At 68.1% G+C, this 26,479-nt stretch carries 18 protein-coding genes; 8 read left to right on the forward strand and 10 right to left on the reverse strand.

The window, feature by feature from the left end:
* Positions 1-67: 67 nt before the first annotated feature.
* From CSW60_RS13525 to CSW60_RS13535, 3 genes are all read right to left on the reverse strand, one after another.
* Complete coding sequence (locus CSW60_RS13525) at positions 68-1,552, reverse strand: amidohydrolase (RefSeq protein WP_099537876.1); 1,485 nt, start codon at positions 1,550-1,552, stop codon at positions 68-70.
* A gap of 125 nt (positions 1,553-1,677) precedes the next feature.
* Positions 1,678-2,706, reverse strand: coding sequence for a FecR domain-containing protein (locus CSW60_RS13530; protein ID WP_099537877.1), 1,029 nt, complete (start codon positions 2,704-2,706; stop codon positions 1,678-1,680).
* Positions 2,660-3,235 (reverse strand): RNA polymerase sigma factor, encoded by a 576-nt coding sequence (locus CSW60_RS13535; RefSeq protein WP_099537878.1) that lies wholly within the window; start codon positions 3,233-3,235, stop codon positions 2,660-2,662. The genes CSW60_RS13530 and CSW60_RS13535 overlap by 47 nt, the downstream gene beginning before the upstream one ends.
* Before the next feature lie 283 nt (positions 3,236-3,518).
* Here CSW60_RS13535 and CSW60_RS13540 point away from each other — a divergent pair, with 283 nt between their 5' ends.
* Together CSW60_RS13540 and CSW60_RS13545 are read left to right on the forward strand one after the other, a co-directional pair.
* Positions 3,519-6,035 (forward strand): TonB-dependent receptor, encoded by a 2,517-nt coding sequence (locus tag CSW60_RS13540; protein WP_099537879.1) that lies wholly within the window; start codon positions 3,519-3,521, stop codon positions 6,033-6,035.
* 96 nt (positions 6,036-6,131) lie between these two features.
* A complete protein-coding gene (locus CSW60_RS13545) occupies positions 6,132-8,435 on the forward strand; it encodes a TonB-dependent receptor (protein ID WP_236634280.1) in 2,304 nt (767 codons plus the stop codon).
* Positions 8,436-8,563: 128 nt separating this feature from the next.
* Here CSW60_RS13545 and CSW60_RS13550 read toward each other — a convergent pair whose 3' ends face one another.
* From CSW60_RS13550 to CSW60_RS13575, 6 genes are all read right to left on the reverse strand, one after another.
* Entirely contained in the window at positions 8,564-11,209 is a 2,646-nt protein-coding gene (locus tag CSW60_RS13550; RefSeq protein WP_099537881.1) for a TonB-dependent receptor, read from the reverse strand.
* Between the two features lie 136 nt (positions 11,210-11,345).
* Positions 11,346-12,308 (reverse strand): FecR family protein, encoded by a 963-nt coding sequence (locus tag CSW60_RS13555; protein ID WP_099537882.1) that lies wholly within the window; start codon positions 12,306-12,308, stop codon positions 11,346-11,348.
* Positions 12,298-12,888, reverse strand: coding sequence for an RNA polymerase sigma factor (locus CSW60_RS13560; protein ID WP_099537883.1), 591 nt, complete (start codon positions 12,886-12,888; stop codon positions 12,298-12,300). The genes CSW60_RS13555 and CSW60_RS13560 overlap by 11 nt, the downstream gene beginning before the upstream one ends.
* Entirely contained in the window at positions 12,876-15,659 is a 2,784-nt protein-coding gene (locus CSW60_RS13565; RefSeq protein ID WP_236634281.1) for a TonB-dependent receptor, read from the reverse strand. Before CSW60_RS13565 ends, CSW60_RS13560 begins: the two co-directional genes overlap by 13 nt.
* A gap of 197 nt (positions 15,660-15,856) precedes the next feature.
* Positions 15,857-17,776 carry a M61 family metallopeptidase gene (locus CSW60_RS13570; protein WP_099537885.1) on the reverse strand — a complete coding sequence of 640 codons (1,920 nt, stop codon included), beginning with the start codon at positions 17,774-17,776 and terminating at the stop codon, positions 15,857-15,859.
* Between the two features lie 59 nt (positions 17,777-17,835).
* The gene (locus CSW60_RS13575; RefSeq protein WP_099537886.1) at positions 17,836-20,649 is read right to left on the reverse strand and encodes a TonB-dependent siderophore receptor; all 2,814 of its coding nucleotides are present in this window, start codon (positions 20,647-20,649) and stop codon (positions 17,836-17,838) included.
* Positions 20,650-20,922: 273 nt separating this feature from the next.
* Between CSW60_RS13575 and CSW60_RS13580 the strand changes: the two genes are divergently transcribed.
* The 6 genes from CSW60_RS13580 (at position 20,923) to CSW60_RS13605 (ending at position 25,932) form a co-directional block, all read left to right on the forward strand.
* A complete protein-coding gene (locus CSW60_RS13580; RefSeq protein ID WP_099537887.1) occupies positions 20,923-21,954 on the forward strand; it encodes a cyanophycinase in 1,032 nt (343 codons plus the stop codon).
* Positions 21,955-21,964: 10 nt separating this feature from the next.
* Positions 21,965-22,981, forward strand: a complete 1,017-nt coding sequence (locus CSW60_RS13585) for an isoaspartyl peptidase/L-asparaginase family protein (RefSeq protein WP_099539124.1) — start codon at positions 21,965-21,967, stop codon at positions 22,979-22,981.
* 28 nt (positions 22,982-23,009) lie between these two features.
* Entirely contained in the window at positions 23,010-23,459 is a 450-nt protein-coding gene (locus CSW60_RS13590; protein WP_099539125.1) for an Lrp/AsnC family transcriptional regulator, read from the forward strand.
* A gap of 102 nt (positions 23,460-23,561) precedes the next feature.
* Positions 23,562-23,894: an Lrp/AsnC family transcriptional regulator gene (locus tag CSW60_RS13595; RefSeq protein WP_099537888.1), complete on the forward strand. Its 333-nt coding sequence runs from the start codon at positions 23,562-23,564 to the stop codon at positions 23,892-23,894.
* A gap of 26 nt (positions 23,895-23,920) precedes the next feature.
* Positions 23,921-24,946, forward strand: coding sequence for a DUF1611 domain-containing protein (locus CSW60_RS13600; RefSeq protein WP_099537889.1), 1,026 nt, complete (start codon positions 23,921-23,923; stop codon positions 24,944-24,946).
* A complete protein-coding gene (locus CSW60_RS13605; RefSeq protein ID WP_099537890.1) occupies positions 24,946-25,932 on the forward strand; it encodes a dipeptide epimerase in 987 nt (328 codons plus the stop codon). The genes CSW60_RS13600 and CSW60_RS13605 overlap by 1 nt, the downstream gene beginning before the upstream one ends.
* On the opposite strand, the gene CSW60_RS13610 is transcribed toward CSW60_RS13605, so the two are convergent.
* The gene (locus CSW60_RS13610) at positions 25,929-26,438 is read right to left on the reverse strand and encodes an Lrp/AsnC family transcriptional regulator (protein WP_099537891.1); all 510 of its coding nucleotides are present in this window, start codon (positions 26,436-26,438) and stop codon (positions 25,929-25,931) included. The genes CSW60_RS13605 and CSW60_RS13610 overlap by 4 nt on opposite strands.
* Positions 26,439-26,479: the final 41 nt, after the last annotated feature.

Consider the following 26,479-nt stretch of genomic DNA (forward strand, 5'->3'; position numbering starts at 1 on the left):
AGAGAAGACGGCCGGCGCCCAAAGGGGGAGGACGCCGGCCGCGAACGATCGCTGGGGGGAGCGATCGCTATTCGCGCGCCGCCGAGGCGGGCTTGCGATAGTCAAGGGCCGGCGGGCGATCGCCGAGCATGGCCTTGTAGGTGAAGTTCGGACCGCGACGTTGGTCGAGCTCCGCCTTGGCCTTCTTGACGATGTCCGGGTTGGCGAAGAGATCCGCGCCCGTCAGGGCCAGGGTCTTGGCGGCGTTGACCGCGCCCTTCACGCCGATCGAAGAGCCGGCGGCGGCGACATTCTGCCAGCTGTGACCAGCCGAGCCGGGCACAAACGTCGCCGTGCCCAGGCCCACGGTCGGCGTGACCCAGCTGATGTCCGCCACGTCCGTCGAGCCGCCGCCGCCCTCCAGCTCGATCTTGTAGGGCTCGACCGTCTTGACCGTGTCGATCGAGGGCGGGTTGACCAGCGAAGTCTGGAGTGTCTTGGCGAAAGCGATCTCTTCCGGCGTCCAGGTGATGCCGCCGACCTTGCGCAGGTTGGCGTCCATCACGCGGCCCAAGGTGTCGTTCGGCAGCAGGGCGTAGACGCCGCCGGTGATCTCCTTGTCGACCTTGGTGCCGGTGGCGATGGCCGCGCCTTCGGCGGCCTTCTCGACCCGCGACCAGACATCCTTGACCACGGCCGGATCGGGATGGCGCACGTAGTAATAGACCTCGGCGAAGTTGGGCACGACGTTCGGGGCCGTGCCGCCGGCGGTGATCACGTAGTGGATGCGAGTCTTGTCGGGCGTGTGCTCGCGCAGGAAGTTGGTCGCCACGTCCATGACCTCGACGCCGTCGAGCGCCGAGCGACCCTTTTCGGGCGCGCCGGCGGCGTGGGCCGAGACGCCGTGGAAGCGGAACTTGCCGCTGATATTGGCCATCGACACGCCCTGGACGGCCGAGTTGCTGTTGGCCGGGTGCCAGTGCAGCGTGACGTCGACGTCGTTGAAGAGGCCGTCGCGGACGAAATAGACCTTGCCCGAGCCGCCTTCCTCGGCAGGCGTGCCGTAGACGCGCAGTTCGCCCTTGATGTTGTTCTTGACCATCCAGGCCTTCAGCGAGACGGCCGCGCCGACCGAGGCGGCGCCGAAGAGGTTGTGGCCGCAGCCGTGACCGGCGATCTGGCCGGGGATGCTGGTTTGAACCGGATCGGCGGTCTGGGCGAGGCCCGGCAGGGCGTCGAACTCGGCCAGGATGGCGATGACCGGACCGGCGCCGTTCTTGTAGCTGGCGATGAAGGCGGTCGGTTCGCCCGCGACGCCGGCCTTCACCTCGAAGCCGGCGGCCTTCAGCTGATCCTGCAGCACGGCCGTGCTCTTGGTCTCTTGATAGCCGACCTCGGCGAAGCCCCAGATCTTCAAGGCCGCATCCTTGATATTGGCCGCGTCGGCGTCGACGAGCTTGAGGATCTGGGCCTTCTCGGCGTCGGTGACTGGCTTGGCGAAGGCCTGCGGCGCCAGGATCCCGCTCGCCACCGTGGCGGACAGGAGCGCGAGCTTGAGGGTGGACAGCTTCATTGGAACGTTTCCCCGGGAAAGCGAAGGATCGCGCCGCCGGACAACGGAACGGAGGCGGTCAGCTGGTAAGACGCAGCACGCGGCCGCGACCTCACCCCATGGCCCAAGAAAACTTGCGCGGGTGTTCAGGCGCCGTGCGCGGGGCGGACCAGCTCGATCCGTCGGGCGTCGCTGCGGCCGACCTCGACCAGGCCGTAGGTGCGCAGCGCCGCGACGAACGCGTCCACCTGACCGGTCTTGAAGACCCCGCTCACCCGGGTCGCCGCCAGGGCGGGGTCGGTGACGTCCAGCTTGCGGTCCGAGAAGCGGTTCATCTCGGCGACCACGGCCGACAGGGGCTCGCCGTCGAAGACAAGGCGGCCTTGAAGCCACGCCGACTCCTTGGCCGTGTCGACCGAGGCGATCGTCCAGTCGGCGGGGTCGGCGGCCACGAAGCGCGATCCGGCGGACATCTCGACCCGGCGCGGGCCCTTGGGCGACGCCCCGGCGATCCGCACGCGCCCCTCGACCAGGGTCACCGACAGCTTTCCGGGCTCCAGGCGCACGTCGAAGGCCGTACCGACGGCGGTGACGGACTTGTCTCCCGCGGTGACGATGAACGGGCGGGTCTTGTCCTTGGCGACCTGGAAATAGGCCTGGCCTTTCAGCAGCGTCAGCCGGCGCTCGCGACCCCAGTGGTTGACCCGGACGGCGGAGTCCGTGCTGAGGGTCACCACCGAATTGTCGGCCAGGCGGAACGTCGAGCGCTCGCCCACGGCCGTGGTGAAGACGGGCTCGTCGGAGGCGGCCGCGCCGCCATGGTCGCCAGCGAGATGGCCCCAGCCGAAGGCCGCGGCCCCGGCGGCGACCACGAGACTGGCCGCGGCCAAGCCCAGGTTGCGTCGGTTCAACAGACGCGGCCGGGATGCGTCGACGCTCAACGCGTCGGCGCGCAGGGCCGCGAAGGCCGGATCGTCTTCCACGCCGGAAAGGCCATGCCAGGTGTCGCCGACCGCGCTCCAGGCGTCGGCATGCCGCGCGTCGGCGTTCAGCCAGCGCTGGAAGTCGCGTCGTTCTTGGAGAGAGACATCGCCGCCCTGCAGCCGCGCGAACCAAGTCGCGGCGACGCTAGCCGGGTCTTCTAGTCTCTCTTGCTCCGACGTTGTCGACGTCATCCTGGTCCCGCAGGCGTTCGTGCAAGTGCCGAAGCGCCTTCATAACGTGTTTCTCGACAGCGCTGACGGAGACACCCAGGCGCTGGGCGACGAGCTTGTAGCTCATCTCCTCGAAGCGCACGAGGATGAAAACCCGTCGCGTGCGTTCCGGCAGCGCATTCAAGGCCGCCATCACCCGCGCCACCTGTTCGCGTCCCTGTAAGACGCGCTCGGGAGACATTTCATCAACGGGGTGATGCGTTTCTTGCAGTTCGCAGTGATCGGAGCGGCGGCGGGTGCGATCGCGGCGGCCGCGGTCGATCAGGACATTGGCCGCCACCTCGAACAGATAGCCCTCGACGTTGTTCACGGCGGGGGCCGGCTGGCGCTTCTGGATCCGCAGGAGGACCTCCTGCACCAGGTCCTCGACGTCAGCGGCCGGAGCGCGCCGCGAAAAGAAGGCGCGCAGCGCCGGAATGAAGCGCGCGCCGCTGTCGATGAGGGCCGCGGGCTCTCCCGACGCCTTCGGCGTTTTGACGCCCCAGATCATGATTGCCGCCCCAACATGGCGGTTAGGTGAAATCCTGCTTTCCCGCCTGTCAAGGCGCCGTCGGACGATGAGCGCGAACGCACGCGAGCTTTGACCTGTTGCCTAAAGCCTGTGCAGCGCGCGATCTTGGGCTGCGGGCGTCAAGGACTTTGACGTGGCGGCCCGTCAAAATGAGGCATGGTCCGCGCCCTCGGCGGCGTGAGATCCAGGCCGCCGGGGAGGTCGGGAGTCGCTGTTGTTCAGGTCCAGAGCGTCGGGAGCGTCGCATAGGCGCGGCCTCGTCATGGCCCTGCTCTGCGCGGCGGCCGTCGGAGCCTTCGCGCCCACGGCGAGTCTGGCGGGACAGGGCCGTCCATCCGACGCCACGCGCCGCTTCGACCTGCCCGCCCAGCCCTTGAGCCAGGCCCTGAACCAGCTGGCGCTGCGCAGCGATCGCGAAATCCTGTTCTCGCCCAGTCTCACGCTGGGCCGGCGCAGCCCGCCGCTGAGCGGGAGCTTTACCGCCGAGCAGGCTCTGAGCCGCCTGCTGGCCGGCACGGGCCTGACCTTTCGGCTCGAGGGACGCAGCTTTCTGGTGGTGCCAGCGCCCAAGCCCCGGGAGGAGCCTGAGGCGCGCCCTTCGCCGGTTGCTCCGCCGGTCGATCTGGACGGCTTGGTCGTCACGGCGTTGAAGCGCTCGAGCCTGGCCCAGCAGACGCCGCTCAGCATGGTGGTGGTCGACGGCGAGCAGCTCGCGCGCATGGCCATGACCAACATCGAGCAGGCCGCGCCGATGCTGCCCGGGCTGAAGCTGATCTCCACCGCGTTCGGGCGGCGCCTGGTGCTGCGCGGGGTCTACGGGGCGGGCGAGGCCACGACGGGCCTCTATTACGACGAAGCGCCCATGACCGGTCCGGTTGGCACCACGGCCGATCCCGGGGTCATGGCGCCGGAACTGGCGTTGGTCGATGTCGATCGGATCGAGCTGCTGCGGGGTCCTCAGGGTACGCTCTACGGCTCGGGCGCCATGGGCGGGGCCCTGCGCATCCTGTTCAAGCGACCCGACCTCGGCGGCGATGCAGGCTCGGTCGGGGCTGCGGTCGCAAGCGTCGCTCACGGCGAGCAGGCCGTCAGCGGCGCGGCGGTGCTGAACGCCGTCGCGATCCCCGACGCCTTGGCGCTGCGCCTGACGGCCTATGATCAGCGCCAGCCCGGGGTGATCGACAATATCCGGCTGGGCCTCTCGAACGTCGATGGCTCGCATGTCCGGGGGGCGCGGCTGGCCGTGCTCTGGGAGAAGAGCCCGAGGCTGTCGGTCCTGCTGTCGGGCGCGCACCAGTCCAGCCATCGCGGCGACATCTCCGCCTGGAACGATACGGCCGGGCCCTGGCGCACGGTCCACGCCGGACGCGCGCCCTTCGACGGGGATATCGATCTGACCTCGGCCGTCGTGAAGTGGCGCGGCGACGCCGTCGACCTCACCGCCGTCTCGTCCTGGTATCGCTGGAAGCTGGTGCGGCGTTCCGACTACAGCGGCGTCTTGCTGGGCGAGCGGACCAACGCCGCCGGCTGCATGCGGATGTTCTCGATAACGGCGGCGTGCGGCGGCGAGCAGATGGCTCGCTATTCGGCCTATGTCGACAGCGTCTATCCGGCGATCCTGTACCAGCCGGCGGACCTGACCGCCCAGATCCACGAGGTCCGCGCCGCCTCGGTCGGCGCTGGTCCCCTGCGCTGGAGCCTGGGCGCCTACAGCGAGGTCCGCGAGGACTATATCGACAGCCAGGTCCGCCACGTGGATCCGGCGACGGGCGCCCCCGTCGAGCCGCCTGTGATGATCGGGCGGCGGGACATCGAGAACCACCTGACCCAGCACGCGGTCTTCGGCGAGGTCTCCTACGTCGTCGCGTCCGACACGGAACTGACGATCGGCGCGCGGCGCTTCGACTACGTCAAGCGCGATCGGGGCGCGGTGCAGGTCGCCAATGTGATCTCGGGCACCTGGATGGACTATGCGATCGACGCTCGCAGCCACGAGCGGGGCTGGAGCCTCAAGGCGCTGGCCAGCCGTCAGATCGCGCCAGGCCTGTTCGGCTACGCCCAGATCTCACAGGGCTTTCGTCCTGGCGGCGTGAACGTTGTGCCGGGCCTGCCCGAAACACTGGCCGTCTACCGATCCGATCGGCTCGACAACGCCGAACTGGGCCTGAAGGGCCAAAGCGCCGATCGCCGCGTCTCGCTGAACCTGGCGCTCTACCGCGCGCGCTGGCGCGACATGCAGTACGCGGCCCAGACCCAGAACCGCGCCTTCAACTACGTGACCAATATCGGGGCCGCGCGCATCCAGGGCCTTGAGCTGGAAGGGACCGCCCAGAGGGTCGCCGGCTGGGACCTGGCGGTCAGCCTCACCCTGACGGATGCGCGCCTGACCGCCGACCAGGTGACCAACAGCGCCATCGGCCTGGGACTGGAGGGCGATCGGTTGCCTGTCGTTCCAAGGGTTTCGACCGCGGCTTCGGCCGAACGTCGTTGGGCCCTGGGCGAGGGCCTGATGGGACGGCTGCGGTTCGACGGCTACTACGCCGGGCTGGCCCGCTCGGCCTTCAACGCCGGGAACGCGGATTATCTGAAGATGGGCGGCTATGCGGTGTTCGGCGTTAGCGCCGGCCTGGAAAACCGCGCCTGGAGCGCCGACCTGTCGATCGACAACCTGCTGGACCGCGCGGGCAGGGCCTCGGCCGCGCGCAACACCTCGGGGCCCATCGAGTACTTCGGCGTCACGCCCCGCACCGTGCGCCTGTCGCTCGAGCGCCGCTTCTGACCCATCTTTTTGCTCGCCGGGAGTGAGGGACCTTCTCGGGCTTGCGTCTGACCCTACAGGCCGCCGTTCGAGCGGACCGACAAGAGGGGTTCAATAATGATGCAGTTTCGAGGCCTTCGGGCCCTGGCCCTGGGCGCCAGCGCGCTGAGCAGCCTGGCGGCGGGCCACGCGTTCGCCCAGCAGGCGTCCGACGCCGCGACGATCGAAGAGGTCGTCGTCACCGCGCTGAAGCGCTCGACCACGGTCCAGACCACCCCGATCAGCGTCAGCGCGGTCACCGAGAAGTCGCTGCAGGCGCTCGGCGCCTCGGGCATCCAGGACTACTTCCGGACCGTGCCGAACCTGCAGGTCGACGGCAACTCGCCGACCAGCCGCCGCCTGACCCTGCGCGGCGTGCGCAGCGCGGGCGAGGCCACGGTCGGCCTCTACTACGACGAAACCCCGCTGACGGGCCCGGCCGGCACGACCGCCGACGCCAGCTCGACCAGCGCCGACGTCAACCTGTTCGACGCCGAGCGCATCGAGGTGCTGCGCGGGCCGCAGGGCACGCTGTATGGCTCCGGTTCGATGGGCGGCACCCTGCGGGTGATCCTCAACAAGCCCGACAGCAGCCGCTACGCCGGCGCCGTCGAGGCCCAGGGTTCGAGCGTCAAGGGCGGCAGCAACGGCTATTCGGTCAAGGGCATGGTCAACGTGCCGCTGATCGAGGACAAGCTGGCCGCGCGCCTGGTGCTCTACAAGACCGAGGGCGGCGGCTATGTCGACGACGTCGTGCTGAACAAGAAGGACATCAACGACCAGCACTCCAGCGGCGGTCGCCTGATGCTGGGCTTCACGCCCACCGACAACCTGACGATCAACGCCACCGGCCTGTTCCAGAAGACCACCTTGGACGGTCAGAACACCTGGTACCCCGCCCTGGGCAAGGAGGAGCACAAGACCAACGCTCGGGTCATCGCTCCGACCAGCGACAACCTGCGGCTCTACAACGTGACCGGCAAGTGGGACCTGGACTTCGCCACCGTCACGGCCACGTCGTCCTATTACAAGTGGACCCTGCTGCGGAATTCGGACTACAGCCCGACGCTGTCCGGCAGCCGCGCCAACGCCACCTCGTGCCGTAACTGGGTCGCCGGCGGACCGGCCCCGACGGGCTCGACCAATCCGGCCTGCACCTCGGCCCAGCTGACCGCCTATACCGCCTATGCCGACAGCCGGATCCCGGGCGCGCTCTATCAGCCGATGGGCCTGACCTCGTGGAACCACGAACTGCGCGCGAACGGCTCGCTGTTCGACGACAAGGTCGACTGGACTGCCGGCGTCTATCTTGAAAAGCGCGACGACTACATCGAGAGCAAGGTCGCCAAGGGCGACGCCGCCACGGGGATCATCAACCCCAACGACCTGACCGCCTGGCGCCACGTCGGCACCGAGACCAAGCAGACCGCCTTCTTCGGCGAGGTCTCCTACAAGCCCATCGAGAAGCTGACCCTGACCGGCGGCCTGCGCCGCTTCAAGTACGACAAGACGGTCTCGGGCCAGGTCCTGATCAGCAACTTCATCACCCAGTCCTACGTCGGCCCCGCCGCCCAGGTCGACGCCAGCGCCGATGGCTGGGTCAGCAAGCTGAACGCCTCGTATCAGGTCACGTCGGACGTCATGGTCTACGCCGTGGCGGCCAAGGGCTTCCGTCCGGGCGGCGCCAACAACGTGCCGGGCCTGGCCAGCGCGCTTCTGGCCTATCAGCCCGACAGCCTTTGGAACTACGAAGGGGGCGTCAAGAGCCAGTGGTTCGATCGTCGCCTGACGCTGAACGCGGCGGTCTATCAGATCGACTGGTCGAACATGCAGATCTCGGCCACCAGCGCCAACGGCGCCTTCAGCTACCTGACCAACGCTGGCAAGGCCAAGATCAAGGGCTTCGAGATCGAGGCCACGGCCCGTCCGATCGCCGGCCTGACGATCAGCGGCACCGCCGCCGTCGTTGACGCCAAGCTGACCGAGGATCAGGCCAACTCCACCATCCTGATCACCGGCTCCACCGGCCTGCGCGGCGACGAGTTCCCGAACGTGGCCAAGTACAGCGGCTCGGCCTCGGTCGAATACACCTGGCCCCTCAAGGGCGACCTGAACGGTCTGGTGCGCGCCGACTACGCCTATGTCGGCGAGTCCGCCTCGCAGTTCCGTCCGACCTATGTCTACTACGAGAAGCAAGGCGACTACGGCTACGCCAACGTGCGCGCCGGCGTCGAAGGCTCTGACTGGGGCGCCTATGTCTTCGTCAACAACGTGACGGACGAGGTCGGGCTGATGAGCGTGACGTCCGCGGTCAACAACCCCAAGCAAGTCGTCAGCATCAGTCCGCGCACGGCCGGCTTCCAGGTCCGCAAGCGCTTCTGATCCAGTCCGGCGGGCGGGCCCGGCGCCCGCCCGCCCCTCTCGCCACAAAAAAACGCGGACCAGCCGATGGCCGGTCCGCGCAAGGCGACGTCCTCGCGATGTCGAGGGCGTTCAGGGGGAAGGGGGGGTTAGAACTTGCCGCGGAGGGTCAGCGAGACCGTGCGGCCCCAGTGATAGATCTCCATCGGCTGGTCCTTGGACTTGCCGTAGACGTAGCGGATCTCGTCGGTCAGGTTCGAACCTTCCAGGGTCACCGCGTACTGCGGGGTGATCTGGTAGGAGAGCGAGCCGTCCAGCGAGCCATAGGCGTCGATATAGGCCTGGGCCTGGGTGGTGCTGCCGATCGACGACAGATAGCGCGAACGCCAGAACCAGCCGAGGCGGGCGCTGATCAGGCCCTTCTCGTAGTAGCCGACCAGGTTGTAGCTACGCTTGGACAGGCCCACGAGGTCGTCCTTGATCTGACGGTTGCCGGCGAAGTAGTTCGCCTTGCTGTCGACCAGCGTCACCGACGCCTGCACGCCGAAGCCGTCGAACGGCGCCGGCAGGAAGTTCAGCGACTGATTGTAGGCCGCCTCGAAGCCCGTGACCTTGGCGTCGCCGCCATTGACGTTGCTGGACAGCAGTACGTCGCCGCGGCCCGGCACCTGGATCGTGGTGTTCTGGGCGGTGATGTAGTTGTCCATCGTCTTGACGAAGACCGCGCCGGTCACGGCCGTCGTCGGGGCGGGGTACCACTCCAGCGAGGCGTCGTACTGGTCGGCCAGGAACGGATCCAGATCCGGATTGCCGCCCGAGGCCGTCGGCGAGTCGCGTGAGACGGTGATGCGCGGGGCGCTGTCGGTCACGTTCGGACGATTGACCACCCGCGAGGCTGCGAAGCGGGCGATCAGGTCGTCACGCAGCTCGGCCTTGATGTTCAGGCTGGGCAGCCAGTTCTTGTATTCCTTCAGATAGGCGACCGGCAGCGGGGTCGAGCCGCTGATCAGCGTGCCGCTGGCCAGCTGCTTGGTCTCGGCGTAGCGGACGCCCGCGTTGCCGCTGACCGGCACGCCGCCCAGGTCGAACTTGAAGTCGCCGCGGACATAGGCGCTGTGGATCTTCTGGTCGACGATGAAGGTGTTGCGCAGGTCCGCGTTCGACCACGGCTGGGCCGCGACCGCCGCCGTGAACATCTTCTTGTAGTAGGCGTCGCTGGTCGGCGAGACCCAGGTGCGCGGCGAGGCGCCCGAGAGGTCGGACAGGAAGCCCGAATAGGGCATGGTCTGATAGAAGCTGGCGCCCAGGGTCGTCAGCGGCACGTTCAGGATGTCGTTCAGCACCCAGTCGCGGCGCAGATAGGTGCGGTTGAGGTTGTGCTGCTCGACGCCGAACGCGACCTTGGTGAACCAGCCCGAGAACACCCGCGACCCGTCCAGGCGGAAGGTCTCGTCGGTGTCGCGCGAATCCTTCCAGGTGTAGTCGAAGGCCTGACCGACATAGTTGGCGGGGTTGGTGTAGTCGACCGTCGTCGTCAGCTGCGGGATCGCCTTGTAGCCGCGCGAGAAGTCGTAGGTCAGCGGGGCGAAGAAGGCGATGCGGTCGCGCGTCGTGGCCTTGCCGTCGGGGTGATAGCTGCGGGCGCGCGAATAGCCGTACTCGGCGTTGAACGTCCAGGCGCCCGGCGTCCAGGCCTGCTTGATCCCGAAGATCGCTAGGTCGTGGCGGTTCAGGCTGGTCTCGCGCGAGGCCATCCAGCGCACGTTGTTGATCGTGCCGCCGACCACGGTGTCGCCGACCACCTTCTGCGAGCCGGCCACGAAGGTCGGGACGGCGAAGGTGGTGTCGTCCGGATAGATGTCGAGGCCGAACTCGTCGTAGTCGACGTCCAGGCGCGTGACCATGACGTCGACGTCGGTCTGGAAGTCGCCATTCGGCTTCCACTGGCCCGAGACAGCGCCCGAATAGAGCTTGCGGTGCTCGGTTTCGATCGTCGGGCGGGTGCGGGTCGGGGTGTAGAGGCCCGAGCCGAGCACCGATTTGAACTTATCGAGGTTCCAGCCAACCATGTAGAGGCGGTCGTTGCGGACGTGGCGCTCGTCGTAGAGGCCCGAGGCCAGCAGGCCGAGGGTCTTGGCCTCGTTGGTCCAGCTGACCAGGCCCGAGGCCGACGGGTCGGCTTTCTTGCGGACGTCGTTGTAGGTCTCGCGCACCGAGAAGGCGGCCTTCTTGCCCAGGTCGAACGGCTTGAAGGTCTTGATGTTGATGTTGCCGCCCAAGGCGCCTTCGTCCATGTCGGCGGTCGGGGTCTTCACGACCTCGATCTGCGAGATCAGTTCGGCGGGCAGCACCTCGAAGCGGAATTGGCGGCCGCGCGCGCCGCCGTTCTCGATCAGGTCGTTGACGGCGATCGAGCGGCCGTTGAGCTCGGTGTACTGGAACTGCGGGCCCAGGCCGCGGACGCTGACGTAGAGGCCGGCGCCGCGCTGGCGGTCGATGGTCACGCCGGTGACCAGCTGCAGCGCCTCGGCGGCGTTGCGCGTCGGAAACTTGCCGATGTCCTCGGCGTTGACGGCGTCCAGGCCGTAGTCGGCCGAGCGCTTCAGCGCCGCGGCGGCCTGCAGGCTCTTGCCGTACGAGGTGATGACGATGGCTTCGACCGCATCCGCGGGTTCGGCGGCCGGCGCGGCGGCGGTCGTGTCCGCGGCTTGCGCCTGGCCCGCGCCCAGGGCGGCGAAAGCGAGAATGGCGACGGCGCCCGCGCAGGGCGCGGACGGGAATTTCGAGCTGGACATGGTATCCCCCGATCTCTGGTGGGCCCGCCGGCAGGCGGGTCAGCGCAGAAGAACGGAGGGGTGAGCGCGGCCCCTCAGTCCGCTCTGGGTGAAATATTTGCGACGATCCTGTTGAAAACTATAAATTTTATCCGTGTCAGGAGGATCGCGGAGCTGGCGAGACGACGAGGTCGCCATCCTTCGTGACGCGCGCCCGCACCGGCAGCAGCGCCTCCAGCGCCGCGCCGACGTCATCCATCCGGCGGATGTCCAGCGAGCCCGAAAGGCGCAGGCGCGCTAGCGAGGGATCGGTCAACCGGACCCCGCGCCCCGAGGCTCGCGACAGCCGCTCGGCCGCCTGACCGAGACTGGCGTCGGCCAAGACCACCCGGCCGTCGGTCCACGCCGCATCAGCCTCCACGTCTCCAGCCTCGACGACGCCGCCGACCTGCGCCCTTTCCACATAGCGCTCGCCGGGACGAAGCAGCACGCCCGCCGCCCCCGGCTGGGTGACGCGCAGCGAGCCTTCGACCAAGGACACCGTCAGACGGTCACCCGCGGCCACGTTGAACCGGGTGCCCAGCACCGTCAGGGTCCGTCCCGACACGGCCACCTCGAACGGTCGCGTCTTGTCGTGGGCCACCTCGAAGAAGGCGTCTCCGGCGTCCAACGAGACGTCGCGGGCATGGCCTGCGAAGCGCGTCGTCAAGCGGCCGCCGGGGCTCAGCGCCACACGGCTGCCGTCGGCCAGGGTCAGGCGAGCCGAGGCGTGCGCGGGCGCCTCATAGGTCTGAATGCGAGGCCGAGGCGTGATCGCCACGCCGACGACGAGCGCCGCCGCCAGCAGGCTCAGGCCCGCCACCAGCGGACGCCTATCCCTCCCTGGCGGCGGACTCAGCCGAGCCTGACGGCGAGCCTTTTGCCGCATAGCGCGAACGGCGGGGTCGGCGGCGGCGAGGCCCATGGCCAACCAGACTTCACGGGTGCGGGCGATCTCCTCGCGCGCTTCGGCCGACGAGGCTGACCAGGCGTCCAGCAGGGCCTGTTCGTCAGCGGTCAAGGGACGGGTCAGGCTGGCCGCCATCAGCCGGCGGGCGTCTAGATTTTCTTCAGGCGTCATGCGCGGTCTCTAGGGCGTCGCGCAGGCGCGCCAGGGCGTTCATCATGTGCTTCTCGACGGCGCTCAGCGACAGGTTCAGGCGCGCCGCCGCTTCGGCCTGGGTCAGGTTCTCGAAGCGGCACAGCACGAAGACGGCGCGGGCGTTGGGGTGCAGCTGGTCCAGGGCCGCCACCAGCTTGGCCAGTCTCTGGCGTCCCGCCAGAGCGGCCTCGGCGGTAGGTTCGTCGGCGGGGAGGGCGGGGTCGACCTCGACATGGCGCTCACGTCGACGAGAGCGTTGGCGCCGCTCGTGGTCGATCAAGGCGTTCGAGGCCACCGTGAACACAAGCCCGTCCGGATTGCCCCAGTGCAGGCGCGAGAACCGCTGCGACAGCCGCATGAAGACCTCCTGCGTCAGGTCCTCGGCGTCTTCGACACCGATCGACCGGCGCTGGAAGAAGCGCAGCAGCGGACGACGGTAGCGTGACACCAGCGCTTCGAAGCGCGGCGCCTCAAGCGGCGGGTTGGCCGACGCGGGTCCGCTGGGCCCATCGGGGGGATCGACGCCGACGCTCGCGCCGGGGAAGGTCAGAACGCCCATCTCATCCTCGCGGACAGGTACCGGCCCCAGTGATGGATCTCCATCGGCTGGTCCCGGCTTTCGCCATAGACGTATCGGCGGGCGTCGGTGAGGTTGACGCCCTCCAGGGAAAGCGTGGCGCGCGGGTTCACTCGCCATGAGGCCGCGCCGTCGAGCGATCCGAACGCCGCCGTGGTCGCGGGCGCGGTGATCGAACTGCCGATCGAGGTGAGGTAGGCGCCGCGCCAGTTGTAGCCGAGCCGCACCGAGCCGCGGCCCTTCTCGTAGAAAACGACGGCGCTCCAGCTGGAGCGCGACAGGCCCAGCAGCGCGTTGCGGATGACGCGATCGCCGGCGAAGTAGTTGGCCTGGCTGCGCACCAGCGTCGCCGCGCCCTGGACGCCGAGGCCGTCGAACGGCGCCGGCAGCTCCCGGAAAACTCGGCTGAAGGTCGCTTCCAGGCCCTGCAGCCGGGCTTCACCGCCATTGACGTTGGTCGAGAGCAGGATCTGACCGCGGCCCGGCGCCTCGATGAAGGTGTTCTGGGCGGTGATGTAGTTGTCCAGGCGTCGGTCGAACGCGGCCAGGCTGATCGCCCCGCCGCCTGGAAAGTAGGCCTCCAGCGAGACATCCGTCTGGGTCGCGAGAAACGGCGCGAGCTCGGGATTGCCGCCATTGGCGGTCGGCGTGTCGCGGGCCAGGGTGATGCGCGGCGCGCTGTCGATGACATTGGGTCGGCTGATCACGCGCGAGGCCGCCAAGCGCAGCAGGAGGTTGGCGCTCAGATCCACGCGCAGGTTCGCGCTGGGCAGCCAGTTTCCGTAGTCCTTGCGCCATTGGGCCGGCAGCGGATCGTCGCCGCTGGAGATCACGCCGACCGACGTCTGATGGGTGTCCGCGTAGCGAAGGCCGATGTCTCCGCTGACCGGCCGGCCCAGAAGGGCGGTCGCGAAATTGTAGCGCGCATAGGCCGAGCGGATCGCTTCGCGCACGACGAACGAATTGCGTCGATCCGCGAGCGACGGCGACTGGGCCGCGATCGCTGGCGTGTAGAGCCGATCGTAGAAGACCTGGGTGTCTGGAGCCACCCACCGGCGCGGCAGGTCGGCGGAGGTCCCGCTCAGGAAATCATCAAAGGGCGTCAGACCGTAGGCCCGCGCGCCCAGACTGATCAGCGGGACGCCCACCAAGGCGTCCAGGTTCCAGTCGCGCCGGCGGTAGTCGCGCTTGCGGATGTGCGCCTCGACGCCGAACGAGAGCCCGCCCGCCGCCAGGTCTCGCCGCGCGTCCAGCCGGTAGAGCTGGTCGGTGTCGCGCGAGTCTTTCCAGGTGTAGTCGAAGGTCTGGCCGACGAAGCTGGCGGGGTCGGCGTAGTCGCGCGTGGTGCGCAGCGTCGGGCCGCCGCTCAGCCCGTGCCGAAAGTCGTATTCCAGCGGCGCGTAGAAGGCGACGCGCGCGCGGATCGTGCCGTGCCCGTCCGGGTGATAGCTGCGGGCCCGAGAGAAGGCGTAGTCGGCGTCGATCGTCCATCGGTCGCCGGTCCACTGTTCATGGACGCCCAGGGCGAACAGGTCATGCCGGTTCAGGCTGGTTTCCTGCGAGGCCATCCAGCGGACGTCCTCGATGACCCCGGCCTGCACGGTGTCGCCCTTGATCGCCTGGCTGCCCGCCACGAAGCGCGGATTGGAGATCGAGGCGTCGTCCGTATAAATATCCAGACCGTACTCCTGGTAATGGGCGTCCAGCCGCGTCGCCAGCAGATCGACATCCAGTCGCCAATGGGGCGATGGCCGCCACTGCAGGGTGAGGTCACCCGACGCCATGCGACGGTCCTCAAGCTCGATCGTCGGCCGCGTGCGGGTTGGGGTGTAGAGACCCGGTCCCAGCGTCGCGGCGAAGCGGTTCAGGTTCCAACCGATCTGATAGAGGCGGTCGTTGCGAATTCGCCGCCGCTCAACCACCCCGCCCGCCAGCAGGCCGAGGCGCCCGCTATCGTCCACCCAGCTCCATACGCCGGAGAGCGAGGGGTCGGTCTTGCCGGCCTGACCCTGCGACGCGCGCGCCGACACCACCGAGCGACGGCCGCGATCCAGCGGCTTGAAGGTCCTCACATCGATGTTGCCGCCCAATGCGCCTTCGGTCATGTCGGCGGTGGTGGTCTTGGCGACCTCGATCTGGTCGATGACGTCGGCGGGCAGCATCTCGAAGCGGAACTGGCGGCCGCGGAAGCCGCCGTTCTCCACGAGATCGTTCATGGCGATCGGGCGGCCGTTCAGCAGCACGTTTTGGAACTGAGGCCCCAACCCCCGAACGCTGACATAGAGACCCACGCCCCGATGCCGCTCAAGACTGACGCCGGGCGCCAGTTGCAGCGCCTCCGCAGCGTTCGCGGCCGGCAGCCGCGCGATATCCTCGGCGCTGACCGCGTCCAGGCCGTAGCCCGCCGCGCGCTTGAGGGTCAGGGAGCGATCGAGGCTGGCGGCGTAGGCGGCGGTCACCGTGACCGAGTCCAAGACGACATCGTCCGACGCGACCGACGGCGCCGACGCAGGCGGGACGACGGCGCTGGCGGGGGCTCGCTCGACCACGAAGACGCCGCGGCGGACTTCGCGCCCGACGGCGGGAGCGCTGGCGAGCAGGATCTCGATGGCCCGATGCGTGGAGACAAAGCGAGGCGTGGTCCGACCTGGGCGATCCTTCACCAGGTCCGGCGGGAACAGGATCACCACCTTCCGCTCGGCGGCGAGACGGTTGAGGCTGTCGGCGAGCGTGACCGGCGTCGCGAACGCCATGCCCGGAGCCACAAGCGCGGCCGTCGCGAGCACGGGAAGAAAGGGACGGGAGGACATGCCGGGTGAAGCGACTGGCGGCTCAAGGCCTAGCGCTCCTTATCGGCTCAGCATGACACTTGGACGACAGCGGTCGGACGATGCGCGACGGGTCAGCGCCGCCAGCGCGGCGTCCGGCGATGCGGCGGCGGGCGGAGCGCCTATCGTGGAGAGAGGATCTGGCCCAAACGGTCCGGGGTCTCCGCGAGGCGCTTCAGGGCTGGGTACCTCGGCCCCAGGTGATAGGGGACCCGAACCAGGCGAACGCGGTCGCCCGCCTTGACGCTCAACGGTATCGGCGGCGCGCCCGGCTTCGCCGCGTCGACGATGGCCGCGTGCAGCGCCTTGGGGGAGTAGGGCTTTCCGGCGACCTTGACGATCCGGGCGCCGGCGACGACGCCGGCCTGGAAGAGCGGTCCTCCCCAAAGCGCCTCCCTGATCGCGCCATCTAGGCCGATTTCCGCGCCCAGGGAGAAGGTCAGCAGGCTGGCCTCGGCGTCCTTCTCATAAGCGGCGACGTAAGCGGAGGGTCGCGCCTCGAAGACCAGCCGCCAGCCTGAGCGGGCCAGGCCGTCGAGCGGCGCGCGATCGTGAGCGTCGAGGCGGGCGTTCAGGAAGCTTGCCCAGTCGTAGGGTTCGACCGCGTTCAAGCCGTCGACGACATCCTCGAAGTCATAGGTCGAAACGGTCATGTCGCCGTCGTCCACGCCGAAGAAGGCGCGGGCGAAATCGTCCAGCGACTTGGCCCCATGAGTCCGCTCGCGGATCAGGGTGTCGACCTCCAGCCACAGCAACTGGCCTTCCTCGTAGTAGTCGAGAGACCGCAACCAGCTAGTGGAGCCCGTCCCGCCGGCGGAGTTCATGATGTAGGCGTTGGTCGTGTCCCTAAGGCTGCGCCAGCTCCGTCCCGGCGTCGCCTGGGCGTTAGCGGCGATCAACGCCAGGCGCTGGCGCATCTGCTCGGGCGAATAGAGACCCGACCGCGTCGCCAGCGTGTCGCCGTAGTACTCGGTCAGGCCCTCATAGACCCACAGCAGGCTGTTTCGCATGGGCGTGGCGTAGTCGGGCGTCCAGAGATCGGCCGGCCGCCGGTGCTTGCCGTTCCAGGCGTGAACATATTCATGAGCTAGGATGTCCCGCCCGCTAAACGCCGTGTCCCAGGCGGTGAAGTAGCCTGCGGAGTTGTAGCCGTTCTCGCTGGACCTCTGATGCTCGGCGCCCAGATAGCCCACCGTCGGGTTCAGGCTGAGCAGGAAGTCGTAGTGGTCGAAATTGCGCGCCCCACCGAACAGCTTGTCGGTCTGTTGGACGAGACGGCGATGGATCGCGACCTGGGCGGGGGTCGCCTTCAGATCCTTGGGATCGTCGGCGAACACGTTCAGCCGGACCGGGCGCGCCGCTCCCGGATCGAGGTCGAAGCTGGCCTTGTGGCGCCCGGCATAGACCGGCGAGTCCATCAGGGTTTCAAAGCTAGTGGCCGAAAAGCGCGTGGTCGCGCCGGATGTCTCGGCGCCGTCCAGGGCGGTGGCCAGGCTCCAGCCCGAGGGAATGGTCAAGGACGGCCTGACCCGGATGCGACCCACCTCATAGCCGGCCGGATAGAGCGCCACGGCGGTCCATTTCAGCAGAACCAGATTCGGCGTCACCGCGATCCGCACGGGGCCGCCGGGCTGGGCCGTCGGTTGCTCCAGTCTGACGGTGAGAGACCGCACGCCCGCTGGAACGTCGACGTGAAAGGCGGTCATCTCGACCGGATCTCGCCGCCATTCCAGGCGACGGCCGTCGTCGGCGGTGATCGTGAAGCCGCTCATCAGCACGATCTGGGCGCTGGGAGAGTGCTCGCCCGGGATCCATTTGGGCAGCGACAGCACCAGCGGGCCGGGGGTGACGGGGATCGTCTCGGCGACGCGGAACACCTGCCGCGTCGTGTCGCTGACGTCGACCTTCAGGTCGATGACGCCGGGATAGTCGATCGGACGCGCCGCCGGGATCGGCGGCGTGGGCGGCGCGGGCTTCGGCTCGGCCAGCGCCAGGGACGCCGACAGAGCCAGGCCGGCGGCCAAGAGGAGCTTCGGCGTCATGCATACCTCCCGCGCGAAAGGCCGGAGCGGCCGTCTGTTCGACCGCTCCGAGTCTAGCCTCACAGGCCGCTGGCGCCGCCGAACTTGTGGGTCAGCTGCAGGTAGTAGCTGCGTCCGGTCGCCGAGAACCAAGAGGTGTCATAGTACGGATAGCCCGAATAGGTCGGGTCGCGCGGCGGATCCTTGTCCAGCAGGTTGTCCACGGCCAGGCTCACGCGGGTGCGGTCGTTGATCTCGTACTGGACCGTGCCGTTGAGCATGTAGGTCGCCTTGGTCCAACCGTCCTCGTTGTAGTTCGGGACGCGGCTCATGCGTTGCCCATGCACCCCGACGCTGAGGTCGCCCAGCCGCCAGTTGATCGACGCGCTGGTCTTGGTGCGCGGGATGTCATAGCCGCTGTCGTAGGCCAGCTGGTTTTCGATGGGGTCTCCCGGATATTGCCGGCTGGTGTGGTTGTGCACCCAGGTGTGGGCGACGGTGAAATCGAACACGCCCAGCGCGCTGGTCGGCCAGCGATAATGGGCCGCGACGTCGATGCCGGTGGTGCGCTCGGTGGCCACATTGATCGGATTGATCGTGACGCTGCTGATCGCGCCCGGATTGATCGCGGCGGTGAGCGGGTTGCGCTTCACCCGCGCCAGGGCGTCGACGCAGGTCGGCGAGGCGGCGCTGACGGCGGTTCCCGCGGACGTCTTGCCGATCCGGCAATCGGCCTCCTGGCGCAGGACGCTGTCCAGGCTCATGTCCAGCACGGCGTTGTCCAGCTGGACGCGGAAATAGTCCACCGAGATGTCGAAGTTGCGGACCGGCGACCAGACCGCGCCGTAGTTGAACGATTTCGACGTCTCCGGCTTCAGCTTGGCGTTGCCCAGCCGGACCTTGACCAGGCCCTCGTCGGCATAGCTGCAGTCGCCGATATCCTCGCCGGGCTCCTCCGTCCGGCAGCGGTAGTAGTCGGTGCCCGAGGGGTGGCTGATGCCCTCCTTGGCGAACACGTAGTGCAGGTCGGGCGCGCGGAAGCCGGTGCCATAGGCGGCGCGCAGCAGCAGGGTCTTCACCGGGCGCCACTCGACGCCGCCGTTGTAGGTGAACTTGTCGATCGTGTTGCCGCCGTACTTGTAGCTGTCGTAGCGGCCAGCTGTTGAGAGCTCGACGCTGCTCAGCAGCGGGGCGCGGAACTCGTAGCCGGCGCCCCAGTGGTCGCGCGAGCCCGAGCCGTCGGCGTCGCGCAGGCCGTAGTAGTAGTTCACGGTCGCCAGCGGATCGAGGCCCAGCTTGTAGCTCTGGTGACCGTATTCGGCGACCGCCGCGAAGCCGACCGGGCCCGCGGGCAGACGGAAGAGTTCCGCCTGGTTGATCTGGAACGACACGCCCTGCTGGCGCGCGACCGGCTTGTAGGTCGTGCGCGCGGTGATCGAGTCGTATTCGGCCGTGGTCAGGGGGCGATAGAGCCGCGCCGGATCGGCGTTGAAGATCGGATAGCCGCTGTCGGCGTCCACGCCCAGCTGTGGGCCCAGGAAGAGGGCGGTGGCCTTTGAGGTCACCACCTTGGGCCAGCTGATCGACGAGCGGTACTGACTGAAATTGTAGAAGGCTTCGTAGTCCCAGCCGCCGCCCAGCGAGCCCTTGACGCCCGGCGTGACGCTGAAGGTCTTGGAGACGTTCTTGATGTAGCCCTTGTTCAGCCCGCCCATCTCCTCGGGCGTGAAGTTGCGGTGCCAGAGATCCAGTCCGCCGATGAACTGGTTGTAGAAGATCCCGTCCTCGCTGCCATTGGCGTCCTGGTACTCCCAGTTCAGGACGTCCTGGAACTGCCGCGTGCGGCTGTAGCCCGCCGAGATGTCGGCGAAAAACGAGAGGTTGTCGCGCGGCGCGTAGTTCAGCGAAGCGACGACGTTGGCGCTCTTGCGCTCGCTGACGATCGTGCCGTAGCCGATCGAGCTGTAGCTGCCGCAGTAGTAGCCGGGGCCATAGTCGTCGAGATCGGCGTCATAGGCGCCCCAACCCGGGCGGCTGGCGTACTCGATCGACCCGCCGTTCAGCTTCGAGAGCGCCTTGCAGGTGCTCGCGCCCGGATCGATGTAGACCTCCTCGGACGGATCCATCCGCAGGAAGTCGCGGCGCGCGATGGCGGTGCGGCTGCTGGGGCTGTCCTTGGTGCTGTCCTGGATATCGCGGTCATAGGCCCAGATCGGGCGCTGATTGACGAACTCGCCGCCGATCACCAGGTCGAAGTCGCCCTTGGAATAGCCGCTCGAGACATTGATCCGCTGGCTGGCGCCGCCGCCGTGTTCGTACCCGCCGAACGTTGCGTCGACGGTCGTCCCGTCGACCTTTTTCTTCAGGTTGAAGTTCACGACGCCCGAGATGGCGTCCGAGCCGTAGACGGCCGAGGCGCTGCCGCTCAGCACCTCAATGCGGTCGATCATGCCCAGCGGAATCGACGAGGTGTCGGTGAAGGCGCTCTTGCCGTTGTAGGGCAGGGGAAAATCGGCGATGCGGCGACCGTTGACCAGGACCAGGGTGTGGTTGGGGCCCAGGCCGCGCAGGTCGACCTGCTGGGCGCCGGGAGTCCAGTCCATGCCGCTGGACGATTGCTGGGTCTGGGTCTCGCCGCCGTTCTGGGTCAGCGAGCGCATCACGTCCGGAACGCTGTTGAAGCCGGAGGCCCTGATGCTGTCGCTCGTGATCACCGTGACCGGGGCCGGACCTTCGGTGGCGGCGCGAGGGATGCGAGAGCCGGTGATCACCAGCGCCTCGACGGCGTTTTCGCCAGAGCCGGACGCCGGCGTCGTCTGCGCGACCGCCTGGCTGACCATCAGAAGACCGGCTGCGCCAGCCAGTGCGCTCGCTCCAAGAAGATGAGCCTTCATCACGTCCCCCTCTGTTGGCGCCGACGATCCTGTCCTGGGCGCTCGGAACCTCGGTACTGGTCGAGATCGAGCCCATTTGGATCGCGGCTTTTTCAGATTGGAAGCCGGAAATGACAGATTGTCAAAATTTATGGACACATTGCATTTGGCGTGCAGCCATTTGAAACTCGCGCCTCGATGCTGGGCGATATGGCTTTGTTGGGCGCGAGGGACGTTATGCGCCTCGCGAAACATCGCCCGGCGGCTAGGCTCGGCATGAATGGAGGAAGCCCGATGGTTCGATTTGCGTCCGCTGCGGCCATGGCCGCGCTGCTGCTCAGCGCAAGCGTCGCGCGGGCCGATGCGTCGGCGGGCCCCGACGCCGTTGGACCCGGCTACGAGTACTATGCGATCGGCGACGTCAACGCCCCGACGCCGGGCAAGACCGGACCGCTGCTGGGCCTGTTCGGAGGCGGCGACTGGCCGGTCGAGGCGTTCCGGACCTTCGTCAAGCAGTCCGGCGGCGGCCACATCGTCGTGCTGCGCGCCCGTGGCGGTCGCGAACTCCAGGACGAGATCTACAAGGACGTCGGCGGCGCGGTCTCGGTCGAGACCCTGGTGATCCACAACGAGGACGCGGGCGAGGATCCCAAGCTGCTGGCTGTCATCGCCCACGCCGACGGCATCTTTTTCGGCGGCGGCGACCAGAGCAACTATGTGCGCGCCTGGAAGGGCACGGCCCTGAACAAGGCGTTGGACGCCCACGTCAAGGCGGGCAAGCCGATCGGCGGCACCAGCGCCGGCCTCGCGGTCCTGGGCGGCTATGTCTATGGCTGCCTGGACTCGATCAGCCTGACCTCGCCGGACGCGCTGAAGAACCCGACCGGGCCCAGCGTGACGCTGGTGCGCGATTTCCTGCATCTGCCGTACCTGTCCAAGGTCATCACCGACACCCACTTCGACAAGCGTGATCGGCAAGGGCGTCTGGTGACCTTCGTCGGACGTCTGGTCCAGGAGGAGAACGATACGGCGATCACGGGCCTCGGGGTCGACGAGGCCGGGGCTATGCTGATCGACGCCCAGGGGATCGGCCGCTACTACGGCCCAGGCCATGCGTGGCTCGTGCGTCCGTTGAAAAAGCCGGCCACCATTGTCGCCGGCCAGCCTCTGACCTACGCCTCGTTTCCGATCGTGGGGCTGGGCCCCAAGAGCACCCTCGATTTCAAGACCTTCAAGGTCGACAATCCCGATTTCACGATCACCGCGCGGGTCGACAAGGGCGTGCTGATCCGCAGCGACCGCCAGGGCGAGCCCCATGCGCGTTAGGACCAAGATGATGTTCCGGACTTTCAGCCGTTTGGCGTTGGCCGCCTTTGCCGCTCTGTCTTTGGCGGCGCCCGCGACGGCGGCGGAGACGGCGACCCCATGGTCGTTGGCGGTCCACGGCGGGGCGGGCGTGCTCGAACGCGGCGAGCTGACGCCCGAGAAGGACAAGGCCTATCGCGCCGGTCTGAACGCCGCGCTGGAGGCCGGCGCGAAGGTCCTGAAGGCGGGCGGCTCCAGCCTCGACGCGGTCGAGGCCGCTGTCCGGGTGCTGGAGGACAATCCCCTGTTCAACGCGGGCAAGGGCGCGGTCTTCACGGCCGAGGGGCGCAACGAGCTGGACGCGGCGATCATGGACGGGGCCACCCTGAAGGCGGGCGCCGTGGCAGGCGTCACCCGCACCCGCAACCCGATCAGTCTGGCGAGGGCGGTGATGGAAAAGTCGCCGCATGTGCTGCTGGCCCGGGAAGGCGCGGACCAGTTCTCCAAGGAGAAGGGGCTAGAGCAGGCGCCGCCCGAATATTTCTACACCGAAGAGCGCTGGAAGCAGCTCTTGGCCTGGCGCAAGGACCACCAGGCCGCGCTGGACCCGACGCACCTGTTTGGCACGGTCGGCGCGGTGGCGATGGACCAGGCCGGCCATATCGCCGCCGCCACCTCGACGGGCGGCATGACCGGCAAGCGCTGGGCGCGCATCGGCGACAGCCCCATCATCGGGGCGGGGACCTATGCGCGCGACGGAGTCTGCGCGGTCTCGGCCACCGGGTCGGGCGAGTATTTCATCCGGGAAAGCGCCGCGCGTCAGGTCTGCGACCGGGTGGCCTGGAAGGGCGAGACCATTCAGCAGGCGGCTGACGGGACCATGGCCTCGATCACCAAGATTGGCGGCGACGGCGGATTGATCGCCATCGACGGTCAGGGCCATGTCGCGTTTGGCATGAACGACTTGGGGATGTATCGCGGCGCGATCTCTTCGGCGGCGCCCACGCCGCGCACGGCGATCTATGCCGACGAGCCTTCACCGCGTTGACCTGAAACGCCAAACCGGGGGGGCGGGCGTGACGAAATCGGATGAGCGGGGACTGAGCGACCTGGACCGGCGGCTGCTGGCCCTGCTGCGGGAGGACGCCCGGCAGCCCGTGACCAAGCTGGCCAGCGATCTTGGCCTGTCCCGCGCCAATGTCTACGCGCGGCTCAGCCGGCTGGAGGAGGAGGGCGTCATCGAAGGCTACACGGTGAGGCTGGGCGAGGCCTATGACCGCCGGCTGATCCGCGCCCAGGTGATGATCAAGGCGTTGCTGAAGCACGCGAAGGCCATCGAGGAGGCCTTGGCCCACATGCCTGAGCTTTCCGCGCTGCATGCGATCAGCGGGGAGTACGATCTGATCGCCGTCGTCGAGGCCGAGACGGTCGGCGAGCTCAACGCCCTGATCGACCGCATCGGCGAGCTCGAAGGGATCGAACGGACGACGTCGTCGATCCTGCTGGCGACAAAAGTCCTGCGCTGAACGTCCCTGGCGAGCATTTCTCTCGCCGCCGCCGCCCAACTCGGACGTTTTTACGGTCCGCTCCGGCATAGCCTCTTCGCAGAGCTCCACCGGAGAGGCGCCGTGCATCCTGAGCAGATCCACACTGGTCCAGGTTTCCTGGGCGTCGCGGCCGACGCCGGTCGCGCCGCGCCCGTTCTCGCCCACATCATGCTCCGATTGGCGCGCCGCGACATGGACGCCGTCGAGCGCGATCTGGCCCGCCTAGCCGGACTGACCGCCCTGCACCAAGTCACCGGCGACTACGATCTGGTCGTCGTGGTCGAGGCCCCGCACGCCAAGGCGCTGGACGCGCTGGTGGCCGAGATCACGCGGATGCGCGGGGTGACCGGAGCCATGACCTCGCGCCTTCTTCCCGCCGGGCGCCAAGCCGGCGCGCGCTCCTTCGCCGCCTGACGCCTTAGCCAGAACGAGACGCCGCCGTGGATTTTCCCTATCCGTGCCTGATGTTCCTCGCCGACGTCGACCGCGTCAGCGCCAAGACCGCCTTGGGCGTGGCCTATTGGCGTCCCGCCGCCTGCGTTGGCCAGCTTCGCTTGCCGGGCGGCGAGGTCGACCTGGGCCTTCCTGACCTGAGTCCCAGCGCGGCCAAGGCCGCCGGCGCGCGCTCTCTGCTGATCGGCGTCGCCAATGCCGGCGGCTTCATTCCCCCGCATTGGGAGGCCGTGCTGATCGATGCGCTGGAGGCGGGGTTGGATCTGGTTTCGGGGCTCCACACCCGCCTGGCAAGCCTCCCCCGCGTGAGGGAAACGGCCGAACGACTGGGGCGTCGGCTGTTCGAGGCGCGGGAAGCCGATCCTCGCTTTATCGTGGTCGGGGAGGGGGCCAAGCGCGACGGCCGGCGGCTGCTGACCGTTGGCACCGACTGCGCCGTCGGCAAGATGTACGCGGCGCTGGCGCTCACCAAGGAACTGAAGGCGCGCGGCGTGGACGCCGATTTCCGCGCCACCGGCCAGACCGGCATCTTCATCGCCGGCTCCGGCGCGCCGATCGACGCCATCGTCTCTGACTTCGTGGCCGGGGCGGCCGAGGCGCTCAGCCCTTCGGCGGCCCCGGACCATTGGGATGTGATCGAGGGTCAGGGCTCGCTGTTCCATCCCGCCTACGCCGGCGTCTCGCTGGGCCTGCTGCACGGCAGTCAGCCCGACGCGCTGGTGCTTTGTCACGACGCCACCCGGAAGGCGATCGACGGGCTGGAGAGCTTCCCAACCCCCAGCCTGGCCGAGGCGGCGGAGCTCAATCTGAGGCTGGCGCGGCTGACCAATCCGGCCGCGCGCCTGGTCGGAATCTGCGTCAACACCTCGCGACTGTCCCCCGAGGCCGCGACGGCCTATCTGGCCCAGGCGGCGGCCCAGCTGGCGGTTCCGTGCTGTGATCCGGTGCGCACCGGCGTGTCGGCGATCGTCGACGAGCTGGTGAAGCAAGTTGCGCGCCGAGGCGCGGCCTGATGCGCCTTGCCGCGCGGTCGCGGGTCCATGACCTGACCGAACCGTTCGTCATCGCCCGGGAGATCTACACCAAGGCCGTCGTCGTCGAGGTCGAGATCGAGGCGGGCGGCGTGATCGGACGCGGCGAGGCCGCGGGCGTCGACTATCGCGGCGACACGCCAGACCGGATGCTGATCCAACTGCGGGATTTGGCCGAGCGGCTGGACCACGGTGAGCATCTGGATCGCGCGCGGTTGCAGACGCTGCTACCGGCCGGCGGCGCCCGCAACGCCGCCGATTGCGCGCTGTGGGACTTGGAGGCCAAGCGCTCGGGCGTTTCCGCCGCCGTGCGCGCGGGCGTCGCGCCGCTGACGCCCATCGAAACCTTCGTCACCCTGGGCATGGACACGCCGGCCGCCATGGGCGCCAAGGCGGCGCGCTGGTCGGATCGCTACCGCGCGCTGAAGATCAAGCTGGGCGATGAGGACGACATGGCGCGTCTCGAAGCCATTCGCGCGGCGGCGCCGGCGGCGCGCCTGATCGCCGACGCCAACCAGGGCTGGACGCTGGCGCAGCTCAATGATCGCGCGCCGCGCATGGCCGAGCTGGGCGTGGAGCTGCTGGAACAGCCCCTGCCCATCGGGCGGGATGACGAGCTGTTCGACTATCGGGGCGCCGTGCCCTTGTGCGCGGACGAGTCCTTCGATGATCGCGCCGACCTCGACCGGATCGTCGGCCGCTACGCCTTTTGCAATATCAAGCTGGACAAGGCCGGAGGCCTGACCGAGGCGCTGGCGCTCGTCGCCGCGGCACGCGATCGTGGTCTTCGGCTGATGGTCGGCTGCATGGAAGGAACGTCGCTGGGCGTCGCGCCGGCGCTGCTGGTGGCGCGAAGCTGCGAGATCATCGATCTGGATTGCCCGATGCAGCTTGTTCGCGATGTCGACGGCGGCTTCGGCTACCAAGATGGCTGGCTGCGACCCCACGGGCCAGATCTCTGGGGTTAGGCCTCCAGGTCTTGCCCGGTCGCCAGCAGGGCTGTCAGATCCAGGCTCGCCTCGCCCTTCAGTTTCTTGGTCACCGGCAAGGTCACGTAGTCGAACGAGACGTTCAGCGTGTCGAGCATGTGCTCCATGATCGTCTGGTAGTGCTCGATCCCGAAGGCGGCGATCGTGATCAGATAGTCGACGTCGCCCAGCACCGCCTGGCACCCGATCACGTTCGGCAGGTCGGCGACGCCGGCCTCGAACACCTTGGCCTTGGCGTAGGAATAGTCGGTCAGCTTGATCTGGACGACGAAGGTCGAAAGCTTGGCCAGCCGGCCAAGGTCGACCTCGGCATGGTAGCCGCGAATGATCTTCGACTTCTCAAGCCGTTTCATCCGCTCCCAGCAGCGCGAGGCCGACAGTCCGACCAACTCGCCCATGGCGGCCTTGGTGACCCGACCTTGGCGTTGCAGCAGCGCCAGGATCTTGATGTCGATCCGATCGAGGTCCTTGCGCGAGTCCGTCATGAGCCGTCCTTGATGATCGTCGTCTCAGGCTTAGCGCAATG

The organism is Caulobacter sp. X (genome assembly GCF_002742635.1).
Classification (GTDB): domain Bacteria; phylum Pseudomonadota; class Alphaproteobacteria; order Caulobacterales; family Caulobacteraceae; genus Caulobacter.